Source organism: Flavobacterium sp. YO64 (genome assembly GCF_004119505.1).
Classification (GTDB): domain Bacteria; phylum Bacteroidota; class Bacteroidia; order Flavobacteriales; family Flavobacteriaceae; genus Flavobacterium; species Flavobacterium oncorhynchi.
In genome coordinates, this window is sequence record NZ_NRQV01000040.1 from 20429 (window position 1) to 31649 (window position 11221).

11 protein-coding genes are annotated in these 11221 nt (G+C 31.7%); 6 read left to right on the forward strand and 5 right to left on the reverse strand.

Annotated features, from left to right (window positions below; genetic code table 11):
• The first annotated feature begins 20 nt into the window (after positions 1 to 20).
• From BOW57_RS18860 to BOW57_RS18885, 6 genes are all read left to right on the forward strand, one after another.
• On the forward strand, positions 21 to 1607 hold the full coding sequence (locus BOW57_RS18860) for a sensor histidine kinase KdpD (protein ID WP_089055961.1): 1587 nt from the start codon (positions 21 to 23) through the stop codon (positions 1605 to 1607).
• A 3-nt stretch (positions 1608 to 1610) separates the two neighbouring features.
• Entirely contained in the window at positions 1611 to 2327 is a 717-nt protein-coding gene (locus tag BOW57_RS18865; RefSeq protein ID WP_071637402.1) for a response regulator transcription factor, read from the forward strand.
• 619 nt (positions 2328 to 2946) lie between these two features.
• Positions 2947 to 4338 carry an RtcB family protein gene (locus BOW57_RS18870; protein WP_129056526.1) on the forward strand — a complete coding sequence of 464 codons (1392 nt, stop codon included), beginning with the start codon at positions 2947 to 2949 and terminating at the stop codon, positions 4336 to 4338.
• A 10-nt stretch (positions 4339 to 4348) separates the two neighbouring features.
• Positions 4349 to 4960, forward strand: coding sequence for a hypothetical protein (locus BOW57_RS18875; RefSeq protein WP_129056528.1), 612 nt, complete (start codon positions 4349 to 4351; stop codon positions 4958 to 4960).
• The gene (prfH, locus tag BOW57_RS18880) at positions 4948 to 5640 is read left to right on the forward strand and encodes a peptide chain release factor H (protein ID WP_129056530.1); all 693 of its coding nucleotides are present in this window, start codon (positions 4948 to 4950) and stop codon (positions 5638 to 5640) included. The genes BOW57_RS18875 and prfH overlap by 13 nt, the downstream gene beginning before the upstream one ends.
• Positions 5624 to 6151, forward strand: a complete 528-nt coding sequence (locus BOW57_RS18885; RefSeq protein ID WP_129056532.1) for a hypothetical protein — start codon at positions 5624 to 5626, stop codon at positions 6149 to 6151. Before prfH ends, BOW57_RS18885 begins: the two co-directional genes overlap by 17 nt.
• Positions 6152 to 6281: 130 nt before the next feature.
• Here the strand turns inward: BOW57_RS18885 and BOW57_RS18890 are convergent, their stop codons facing one another.
• From BOW57_RS18890 to BOW57_RS18910, 5 genes are all read right to left on the reverse strand, one after another.
• Positions 6282 to 7028 (reverse strand): acyl-[acyl-carrier-protein] thioesterase, encoded by a 747-nt coding sequence (locus tag BOW57_RS18890; RefSeq protein ID WP_129024312.1) that lies wholly within the window; start codon positions 7026 to 7028, stop codon positions 6282 to 6284.
• Between the two features lie 72 nt (positions 7029 to 7100).
• Complete coding sequence (miaA, locus tag BOW57_RS18895; protein ID WP_129056534.1) at positions 7101 to 8021, reverse strand: tRNA (adenosine(37)-N6)-dimethylallyltransferase MiaA; 921 nt, start codon at positions 8019 to 8021, stop codon at positions 7101 to 7103.
• A gap of 155 nt (positions 8022 to 8176) precedes the next feature.
• Positions 8177 to 9016, reverse strand: a complete 840-nt coding sequence (locus BOW57_RS18900; RefSeq protein ID WP_129056536.1) for an ion transporter — start codon at positions 9014 to 9016, stop codon at positions 8177 to 8179.
• 29 nt (positions 9017 to 9045) lie between these two features.
• Entirely contained in the window at positions 9046 to 10407 is a 1362-nt protein-coding gene (locus tag BOW57_RS18905) for an exonuclease domain-containing protein (RefSeq protein WP_089055969.1), read from the reverse strand.
• A 239-nt stretch (positions 10408 to 10646) separates the two neighbouring features.
• The gene (locus BOW57_RS18910) at positions 10647 to 10943 is read right to left on the reverse strand and encodes a putative quinol monooxygenase (protein WP_129056538.1); all 297 of its coding nucleotides are present in this window, start codon (positions 10941 to 10943) and stop codon (positions 10647 to 10649) included.
• Between the last annotated feature and the right edge of the window lie 278 nt (positions 10944 to 11221).

The following is an 11221-nucleotide window of genomic DNA, read 5'->3' on the forward strand; positions in this document are numbered from 1 at the left end:
AAAATATTAATTTTGTTTCGATGAATAAATTATTTTTTAGAATACTTGTTTTATTGATGAGCTTGTCCTTAATAGGGATAATTCTAGTACAGGTATTTTGGTTCAATTCTTCGTTTAAAAATAACGAAGAACAGTTTAAATACCACGTTACACAAGTAATCGGAAATGTTGCCGATAAGCTTGAACAGCAAGAAGAGTACAGTTTTTACGATAAATATAATCGCATTAAAGACAGTACAGGAAAAATTCCAAAAAAAGAAGATTTATTGCAGGTTTTTTATGTTCAGAGGAATGCAAAGACGAATAAAACTATCATCTACTCAAATACATTAACTTCTGAAGATTATGATATAAGCGGTTCGCTTTTTAATAAAAAATTCAGCAGTGAACGATTTAAAAATTTTAGTACAAAAAGAGTAACTGAAGTTTATAACAATAATAACGGTATTGATAATAATAATTTAGGACAGAGTTTAATACCTGATCTAAAGATTGAAAAATCAGGTAGTTTAGATATTCTTAATAAAGTTCAACAGCAAATTCAATATAAAGATATTGCGTCATTAACCCCAATTGATGGCAGAATTACAAAAGATAAACTCTATAAACTCTTAAGGAAAGAATTAGAAGAATACGGCGTTAAAACCAAATTTGAATTTGGAGTTTACAGCAGCGGCGTTCCAACTAAAATAAAATCCGATGGATTTCATTACGACAAAGAGGCAACGTATAGTATTCCAATTTTTACAGATAACGAAGGAAATAGTAAATATCAGTTATCAGTTACATTTCCTCATAAAAAGAAATTTTTATTATCTGAATTGCTAAGCATTACAATATTATCAATCGTTTTTACATTAATTATTATAATAGCTTATACTAGTGCATTAAATCAGTTGCTGCGTCAAAAACACATTTCTGAAATCAAAACCGATTTTATAAATAATATGACGCATGAGTTTAAAACTCCAATTGCAACGATAAATTTAGCATTAGATGCAATTAGGAATCCAAAAATTATTGAAGATAAAGAAAAGGTTTATCGTTATCTTCAAATGATTCGGGATGAAAATAAAAGAATGCATGCACAAGTTGAGAATGTATTGCGAATTTCTAAACTTGAAAAGCGAGAATTAGATATTACAAAAGAGCCAACTGTAATTACTGAGATAATTGATGATGCAATTGAGCATGTAAATTTAATTTTAGAAGATAGAAAAGGGACTGTTGTAAGACATTATAATGCGGCCAGAACCACTTGTTTGATAAATGAGGTACATTTTACAAACGTATTGGTTAATATTTTAGAGAATGCGATAAAATATTCACCAGATATTCCTGAAATTGAAATTTTTACAGAGAATGTTAAAGACATGATTCTGATAAAAGTAAAAGACAATGGATTAGGTATGAGTAAAATTGCTCAGAAAAGAGTTTTTGAGAAATTTTACAGAGAACATACAGGAGATTTACATAACGTAAAAGGACATGGTTTAGGTCTTGCTTACGTAAAAAGAATTGTAGAAGACCATAATGGTCAAGTATATGTTGAAAGTGAAAAAGGAAAAGGTAGCACCTTTATAATAAAAATACCATTAATAAATTAAAATATGGAAAATAATAACAAAAGAATACTTTTAGTAGAAGATGACCTTAATTTTGGGGCAGTTCTTAAAGATTATCTAATGTTAAATGACTTTGAAGTTACTTTAGCTAAAAACGGTATGGAAGGTTTCGAGAAATTCAAAAAAGATGTATATGATTTATGCATTCTGGATGTAATGATGCCTTATAAAGATGGTTACACTTTAGCCAAAGAAATCAGAGAAAAAAACAGTGAAGTGCCTATTATCTTCTTAACAGCAAAATCTATGAAAGAGGATGTGTTAAAAGGATACAAAGCTGGTGCTGACGATTATTTGAATAAGCCTTTTGATTCAGAAGTTTTATTGATGAAAATCAAAGCAATTATTCAGAGAAAATCTGCTGATACAAAAGCAGAACAAGTTCAATTTGAGTTTAATATTGGTAAATTCCACCTTAATTCTAAACTTAGATTTTTAACTTTCGAAAACGAAGAACCAATAAAATTATCTCCAAAAGAGAACGAATTACTTAAAATGTTAATTCTTCATGAAAATGACTTAATGCCAAGAGAATTAGCTTTGACTAAGATTTGGAGAGACGACAATTACTTTACTTCAAGAAGTATGGACGTTTACATCGCAAAGCTTAGAAAATATCTAAAAGCAGATGAAGATGTAGAAATCTTGAATATTCACGGAGAAGGTTTCAGATTAGTTGTTAAAAGCAAAGTATCTGAATAATAAATTCATCCGAAAAAATAGAAGCTCTGAGAAATCAGAGCTTTTTTTATGCTTTAAAATTAGAATTTATATTGACGAGGGTTTTAATCTTGAGAGACGTATTACGATAATTCATTACGCATCAACGATTAAATAGTTGGCAATATCGACAAAAAACTAATTATTTTGAGTTGGATTTAAAGTGTTTATTGTTAGATAGATAGCTTTTTTTTATTAAGTATTAAAGAGTAGAAATATTTATTTTAAAGAATTTTCTTTAAAATAAATTTGGAAATTCAAAAAACAATTCTGAATATTTGCAGACGAAAAAATAATAACCCTTTTAAAAACGAAGAAAAATGTTTGTACTTACATCAACATCACAAAGCTTCACACCAAACAGATTTGGTGCAGCGACTCTTCGTGGCTTATTTCAATCTTAGAAATACATTTTTAGATATATAAAAAAGCCCGAAGACATTTAGTTTCGGGCTTTTTTTATTCTAGACACTTCAAATTTTCCCGAAAGAATAATTTAACAACTATCCGAAAGGATTAAAGATTTCGCATGTTTATTTCATTTTGAACCATTTTACGTTCGATTTGATTTGAGCTTGTCCAACAAATAATTAAATAATTTATGGGAAATAAATTAACTGGAAAAGACCTGATTAAATTAGGTTTTCCAAAGAATAATTCAATAAATATAGCCTTAGGGCAGATAAACAGATATAGAAAAAGAGAGAAAAAAGAAACTATTCTAACAGAAGCAAAAGACGTCTTGTTAAATCCGGAAAAGTACGAAGGAAATGGAACTTGGGGTAAAGTGGCTGAAGGTTTAATAAAACCAGTTCAAGTAAGAATGCATCAGCTTAAAACAACAAGAGCGCCTTTTACCATTTTTGGTGAAAATGAAATTGACCAACAGGCAAAATTTCAATTGTATGATTCGTTGAAACTGCCAGTTTCAGTTGCTGGAGCATTAATGCCAGATGCACATTCAGGATATGGATTACCAATTGGCGGGGTTTTAGCAACAGATAATGCTGTAATTCCTTACGGAGTTGGAGTTGATATTGGATGTCGAATGAGTCTTTCAATTTTCGATTTGCCAGCCTCTCATTTCAAAGGAAAAGAACATCAATTAGAGGCAATTTTAAAAGATAATACAAAATTTGGGATGTATGAAACACATGCTTCAAGAGTTGATCATGAAGTGTTTTATAAAAGCGAATTTCAGGATATTCCGTTACTAAAGAATCTTTTGCCAAAAGCCTATAAACAATTAGGAAGTTCAGGCGGAGGAAACCATTTTGTAGAGTTTGGAATCGCTAAAATTGAAAATCCAGAGAACGAATGGAAGCTTGATAAAGGCGAATATTTTGCTGTTCTTTCGCACAGTGGTTCTCGGGGTTTAGGTGCAAATATAGCGAAGCATTACACATATTTGGCAACAAAACAATGTCCGTTACCTAAAAATGTACAGCATTTAGCTTGGTTAGATTTAAATACGCATGATGGTCAGGAATATTGGCTGGCGATGAATTTAGCAGGAGAATATGCAAAAGCTTGTCACGATGATATTCACAGACGAATTGCCAAAGCAATTGGAAAAAGAGTAGTGGTAACGATTGAAAATCACCACAATTTTGCTTGGAAAGAAATGGTAAATGGTCAGGAATGCATTGTGCATAGAAAAGGTGCAACTCCTGCGGCAGAAGGTCAGTTGGGAATTATTCCTGGTTCAATGACTGCGCCCGGCTACATTGTAAAAGGAAAGGGAAATGCCGAAAGTTTAAATTCTGCTTCGCATGGTGCCGGACGTTTGTTTTCAAGAGCGAAATGTAAAAGTACATTTACGCAAAGTGAAATTAAAAAGGTTTTGAAAGCCAATGATGTAACGTTGATTGGAGGAAATATTGACGAAGCGCCAATGGCATACAAAGACATTACAAAAGTGATGGCAAATCAAACCGATTTGGTTGAAGTTTTAGGAACTTTTACGCCGAAGATTGTTAGAATGGATCGTTAAAAAGTAGATTATGGAAAGATTTCAAGATGAAAATAAATGGTTAGGGAATTTTTACAATGAGATTTTTGTAAAATGCCCAAAATGTGAATCTAGGGCCATTGTAAGGAGCGTACCAAAGAAAGATTGTGAATGTGGTAAATGCATAACAATGATTTTTGAGTGTAAACATTGCTTTTACAAAATGGATGAACCTATTTATCAATATGTGGCATATGGGAAAGAGTATTGTAATAATTGCTTTGAAAAATTTGAATATAAGTCTCAACCATTAAAGGAAAAACCGTTAATGTATAAAACCAAATGTCCGCATTGTAATTTTCAAGAGGATTGGAAAACAAAGGTTTATAGAGCTCGAAAGGAACCAAAGCATGATGATGGTTTGGTAAAAGAATGTTGGTATAATTTACCACTGTGGTTTCAAAAAGAAGTCAATGATAGTATTTTCTGGGCTTATAATCAAGATCATATTGATTATTTAGAAAGATACATTCAAGCTGATTTAAGAGAACGCAATTCAAAAATGAATGTTACTTCAAGTTTAGTTTCTCGTTTACCACAATTTGTAAAAGCAGCAAAAAACAGAGAGAAACTGCTTAAAATTTTAAGAAAATGGAAAGAATAATTCAAATAACAGCGGGTCGAGGACCTGCAGAATGCACTTGGGTTGCTGCCCAAGTGCTTAAAAAAGTATTAGAAGAAGCACAAGATCAGCAATTAGATGTTGTTTTACTTCAAAGGGAAACAGGTGAGGAAAATGGAACGGTCGAAACAGCTTCTATTGCTGTAAAAGGTAAAAATGCAGACAGTTTTGTGAACTCTTGGCTTGGTACGATTCAGTGGATTGGTCAAAGTCAGTTTAGAAAAATGCACAAGCGCAAAAACTGGTTTATTGGGATTTTTGAAATCGAATCGCAAAAAAATGTGTCATTTTCAGAAAATGATATTCATTATCAGGCAATGCGTAGTTCTGGAGCAGGAGGTCAGCATGTGAACAAAGTGAGTTCGGCAATTCGTGCAACACATATTCCAACAGGAATTGCAGTTGTGGCAATGGACAGCCGTTCGCAGCACCAAAACAAAAAACTAGCAACAGAAAGATTATTAAAAAAATTAGAAGACGAAAAACTAACTCAACTTAAAAATCACGTTGGAAAGCAATGGGAAAATCAGCTGAATATTCAGCGCGGGAATCCTATTAGAGTTTTTACCGGAAGTGATTTTAAAAAGAATAAAATAGAGAAAACCTATAAAGCAACTCGTCAGAAATTAAAAAACGATTTACATAATGAAAACAATAGATAAATATCTTTTTCAGGCTTTGGATAACTATCCGTATTCGCTTGAGGAAACAATTGAATCTTTGGATTATGCTTTTTCTTATAATGCAAAAAATACTATGGTTTTGTGTTTGTACGGAAGAATTCAGGCTGAGCAGTTAATGAATTACGAAGATGCAAAATTGTATTTTCAGGAAGCTCTGGCTATTAATATTTATGCGTTTGAAGTGTATCCGCATTATTTGCAGACTTTAATTTTAAATGAAGATTATGAAGAAGCTCAAAAGTTAATCGATTTTGCTTTGACGATAAAAGGAATTAATAAATCTGATATTTATGTGAAGAAAGCAATTCTTTTCGAAGCGCAGCAGGAATTTGAAAAAGCATTAAAAGAAATTAAAAATGCAAAATTATGCAGTTTACAGTTTGCTTTTGATTCTGATATTAGTGAAGTAGAGAAAAGAATTCAAGGTAAAATAGATTTGTTAAAGAAGAATAAGAATTATAAAAAGAAATCTAAAGAGAAATCGAAATGATTTTGATGAAAAAACGATGCATATTGCATCGTTTTTTTGTTTTTTAGATAAAGTTTGTCATTTCTCCTCCGTCGAAATGACAATATTATAGGAAAATAGAGAGGAAAGAAAACTTATTTATAAACTTGTTTTACTTCCAATGTAATTCCAAAGCAAAACAGGTTTTGTCGCCTTTCGTAATGCTGAATGTTGCTGTAGTATGATCGTCGTCTTCGCTTTCATGAATTACAACATTATCTTTTAATGAAAGTTCTTTCATGAAATTCATTTCGAAGCTTTTTACTTCCTGCTTCATAATTCTTTTTGGGTCAACATGATCGAGACACCATTCAAGATATTTTACGTTGTTTACGTGGTTTACAATGTCTAAATCAGATAAGTAAACTATTTTTTCAAAAACAGCTTCTTTTTCGTGATTGATGTTTATTTTAGAAAAGCCTTCCTCAGTTGCTCTATTTTCAGGGAATAATTCGAAATGTTCGTAAGGTAACGCTAAAGCTTCCGGACGGCGTAATTGTGTATTAAAAACGGCCCAATAAGTCTCGCAGCCTACAATTTTCTTTCCGTTTACATACATTTCTAAAGCACGAACAGAGCGTGAATTTTCTAGGCTATTAATCCATGTTTTTACGGTTACAACGTCTTGCCATTTGGGTAAAGCGTGAACTTCAACGCGCATTCGGCTTAAAACCCAAGCTTGGTGAAATTCCTGCATATCATAAAAGCTGATTCCTCCAACTTCTGAATGTGCGGCAGCGGTTAATTGTAAAATATTACACAAATCGGTATATTTTAAGAAACCTGTTGGCGTACATTGTGTAAAATTGATTTCCCAGTCTTTACTTAATACGGATGTAAAATTTGGAGATATTGGCATTTTTTAATTTTAGATTGTTGAGTTTAGATTTTTCTTTTTGAGAATAGAAGAAAGATGAAAGAAAAAAGACTTTTATTTTAGAATATTTTCTATGTAAGTTGTAATTTCTTTTCTATCTGTTGCGTAATCAAACCATTTTGTGTTTTCATTTCGTTTGAACCACGTTAATTGTCTTTTGGAAAATCTTCGTGTATTTTTTTTGATTTCATCTATGGCAAAAGGCAAAGTGAATTCTCCATCAAAATAACTAAATAATTCTCTATAACCGACCGTTTGAAGTGCATTTAACGCTTTATTAGGATACAGTCCTTTTGCTTCTTCAAGTAAACCTTCATTCATCATAATATCAACACGCTGGTTGATTCGGTTGTAAATAACTTCTCTGTCTGCATCTAAACCAATTAAAACAGGGGTGAAGTCTCTATTGTTTTTCTTTTGATTTAGAAATGATGAATAGGGTTTTTGGGCTCCAATACAAACTTCTACAAAACGCATCATTCGCTGTGGATTTTGTAGTGTTTGCGGGTTTTCTACCGTTATTTTTTGATAATATTCGGGATCTAAATTTTTCAGTTGCTCTTGAAGATATTCAATTCCAAGTTTTTCATAGTTAGAATTTACTTGAGAACGAACTTGAGGATCGATTTCAGGAAATTCATCGAAACCTTTTAAAATGGCATCAACATACAGGCCTGAACCGCCAATAAGAATGACAAAATCATTGGTTTGAAATAGTTCTTCAATTTTGGCTAAAGCTTCTTTTTCGTAATCGCCTACGGTGTAATTTTCGAAAATAGATTTATTTTGAATGAAATGATGCTGGGCAGAATTTAATTCTTCTTGATTAGGTACTGCAGTTCCAATTGTCATTTCTTTGAAAAACTGACGGCTGTCGCAAGAAACGATTTCGCATTTGAAATGTTGTGCCAAAGCAATGCTTAAGGCTGTTTTGCCTATTGCTGTTGGCCCGACAATGGTAATTAGGTATTTCATATTATTTTTAGCCCGGATAGAAATGAAAACCCCGGACTTATGTTTGTTCGTTTTTTTTGGGATAAAAAAGCGACTTTAGAAGCTCTTTTTATACCTTTAAAAAACAACAAAGATAAGGAGGAGTTGCAATGTACAGCCGGATCAGCTTCTTAAATTTAACTATTTGGCAATTGAGTTCCACATTCGTAACAATATTTGGCGTTATCGAAGTGAACTTGTGATTGACATTTTTTACATGTTTTTTTCGTATTTACCGAGCTGCTTTTTAGACTGCTTTTTGCAAATTCTGCAGTCACAATTCCTGTTGGTACGGCAATGATTCCGTAACCTAAAATCATTACAAATGCAGCAATAAACTGTCCTAAAGGAGATTGTGGCGAAATATCGCCGTAACCAACTGTTGTCAGGGTTACGATTGTCCAGTAAATTCCCATCGGAATACTTGTAAATCCTGATTCTTTGCCTTCTACCAAATACATAATTGTACCAATGATTACGGTGCTGATAAGTACAAAATAGATGAAAACTAAAATTTTCTCTTTGCTGGCTTCTATTGCGTCTTTAAGCTGTGCCGATTGATGAGAGATTTGGGGAATATGCAGTATCTTGAATAATCGGAAAAAACGCAGTGCTCTGACAACGGATAAAACACTTGCTCCAGGAAAAAATATAGATAAATACATGGGTAAAACGGCAAGTAAATCAATTACTCCGTAAAAGCTGAATACATATTTAACTGGTTTTTGAATGGAGATGATTCTTAAGATATATTCTATTGTGAAAAACACAGTAATAATCCATTCGCAAATAAGCAGCTGGTTATGGTATTTTTGGCTGATTCCTTCAACGGTATCAAGCATAATAAGAAGAACACTTAATAATATCAATCCCAATAAAACCAAATCGAACATTCGTCCTAATATGGTATTAGTACCGTATAGAATGATTTTTATTCGTTCTCTGAATATTTCGTAGTTCGTTTTTTTGTTTTTCATATCAGCGAAGCTAATGATAGTTTCGAGCGTTAAAAATGCAGAATTTTGAGATTTTTATTTTTACGGATGTAGTTCTGTATAATATTTTTTACATCTCGATTGTGCTGCATTGGTATTAAAATATTCTTTAGAATTTCGATATTCGTAATTTGATAGTTTAGATCGTAATATGCATAACCTTTGTAGATGCCATTTTCGATTAAAACTGCACTTCTTTCATTTACATTTCGGCCTCTGTCTTTTAAAATCATGCTTTTATTCTCAAAACTATTTTCAGAGATAAACTGCTGCACTCGGGCATTGTAAACTTCTGGGGTAATTTCGCCAATACAAGCCCCATCGCACTGCTTTATTTTATATTGAAAACATTCTTTTTTTGTTTGATAAAGTCCTGTCAGTTTTTGACATAGATGATATTTTTCGGTAAATCTAAAAAGAGCATTTTTAGCTTCTTGCAGGGTAACAAATGAGGTGATTTCTCGTTTACGACCGTCCGTTTTTTCAATTTTTAAATTAATATAACCATTAGAATCTTTCTCAGAATATAAGGCGTATTGAAAAATTGTTTTGCGCTGAGCACGATTGTATCGCGGTCTGTTTATTTTTATTTCTTCGCTTTCTTTTAAAAGAGCGATTAATTCACTTCCGGTTTCATCGTATGTAATAGTAAAAACTTCAGCTTGAATTTTTTTACTTTTTGTTGTGATTCCTGTAAAATGCTGATTGATTCTTTTCTTTATGTTTTGACTTTTGCCAATGTATATTAAAGTCCCGCTTTCGTTGTAAATATAATATACTCCAGTTTTAGCAGGCATTTGGTTTAATAGATCTAGAAACTTTGGTGCAATTCCTTTTTCTACTTCCAGCTTTATAAAATCTTTTACAATTGTTTTTTCTAAGTCTTTTTCTAAAAGCATTTTAAACAGCTTTGTAGTTGCCATTGCGTCTCCGCTGGCGCGATGTCTGTCTGCCATTGGAATTCCAAGAGCGCGCACTAGTTTTCCTAAACTGTATGAAGGCTGTTCTGGAATTAATTTTTTTGCAAGTTCAACGGTACAAAGTGTTTTTGCTTGAAAGTCATAACCCAGACGTCTAAATTCTGTGCGTAAAATGCGATAATCAAATGATGCATTGTGAGCGACAATAATACAGTCTGAAGTTATTTCGATGATTCGCTTGGCAACTTCAAAAAATTTTGGAGCTGATTGTAACATAGCATTATTGATTCCAGTTAATTTAACCACAAATGGCTGAATTGGAATTTCGGGATTAATTAGGCTAATGAATTGATCGACAACTTCATGACCATCAAATTTATAGATGGCAATTTCAGTAATTCCTTCTTCATTAAACTGGCCTCCAGTAGTTTCTATGTCTAATATTGCGTACATTCTTAGATCTCAATGGTCAATGAATAAAAAATAAAAATCAAATAATTCGTTTTTTAAAGCTTAAAAAAGGATTTAAAAAAAGATTAATTTATTTGCTTTGTATTCTCTTTTATTAGAGAATATCTTCATTTTTATACTCTTGAATTATAATATATTTTCAGGTTTCAAGATAGAAAATAGTACTTGAAAAACCATTCTTTTTTTTTAAATTATTGTAAGTTTAAAATTGAAAATCGAATTTAAACTAAAGTCACAATTTTGTCGACACTCCAAGCTTCTGGTTTGGCATTGAATAGTTTTTTTGTAAAAGTCCAAACGCTGCTAAAAAGTTCAGATTGTCGATAATTTTCTAAATCGCTTTCGGTTTCCCAATAACTATAAGTAAAAAAAATGCATTTATCGTTTTTATCTTGATACAATTCTAAAAAGCGATTTCCTTCTGCATTGCGTATTTTGTCTTTAACAGATTCAAAATTCTCTAGAAAATCAGAGATTTTATCTTCGTGAAAACTCATTTTTACAATTCTGACAAACATGTATTCAATTTTTAGATTGTTGTTTTTTTAGATTTATTGAAAATCTGAAAGCTTATAGGTGGGCAAAAGTATCAAATTGAATTGTTCTTTTTAAGATAAATACTTCTTTATAAGAATAATATTTTGTTGTTCTTAATCTCTATTGTGCTAATATTTTTTTTACTTGATTATAATTGAGTATGTCTTTAAAAAAAGTAAATACAGCTCTTCCATTCGGCTGAGTATTAATGAGTATCTTTTCTTTTTTATTCTAATAATTGTAACGGTTTGACCTTGAT

Bases quoted from the DNA above. Each gene is read 5' to 3' on its own strand.
- BOW57_RS18905 (WP_089055969.1), bottom strand. From the start codon at position 10,407: ATGTACGCAATATTAGACATAGAAACTACTGGAGGCCAGTTTAATGAA.
- BOW57_RS18865 (WP_071637402.1), top strand. From the start codon at position 1,611: ATGGAAAATAATAACAAAAGAATACTTTTAGTAGAAGATGACCTTAAT.
- BOW57_RS18870 (WP_129056526.1), top strand. From the start codon at position 2,947: ATGGGAAATAAATTAACTGGAAAAGACCTGATTAAATTAGGTTTTCCA.
- BOW57_RS18860 (WP_089055961.1), top strand. From the start codon at position 21: ATGAATAAATTATTTTTTAGAATACTTGTTTTATTGATGAGCTTGTCC.
- BOW57_RS18890 (WP_129024312.1), bottom strand. From the start codon at position 7,028: ATGCCAATATCTCCAAATTTTACATCCGTATTAAGTAAAGACTGGGAA.
- BOW57_RS18885 (WP_129056532.1), top strand. From the start codon at position 5,624: ATGAAAACAATAGATAAATATCTTTTTCAGGCTTTGGATAACTATCCG.
- BOW57_RS18910 (WP_129056538.1), bottom strand. From the start codon at position 10,943: ATGTTTGTCAGAATTGTAAAAATGAGTTTTCACGAAGATAAAATCTCT.
- BOW57_RS18875 (WP_129056528.1), top strand. From the start codon at position 4,349: ATGGAAAGATTTCAAGATGAAAATAAATGGTTAGGGAATTTTTACAAT.
- prfH (WP_129056530.1), top strand. From the start codon at position 4,948: ATGGAAAGAATAATTCAAATAACAGCGGGTCGAGGACCTGCAGAATGC.
- miaA (WP_129056534.1), bottom strand. From the start codon at position 8,021: ATGAAATACCTAATTACCATTGTCGGGCCAACAGCAATAGGCAAAACA.
- BOW57_RS18900 (WP_129056536.1), bottom strand. From the start codon at position 9,016: ATGAAAAACAAAAAAACGAACTACGAAATATTCAGAGAACGAATAAAA.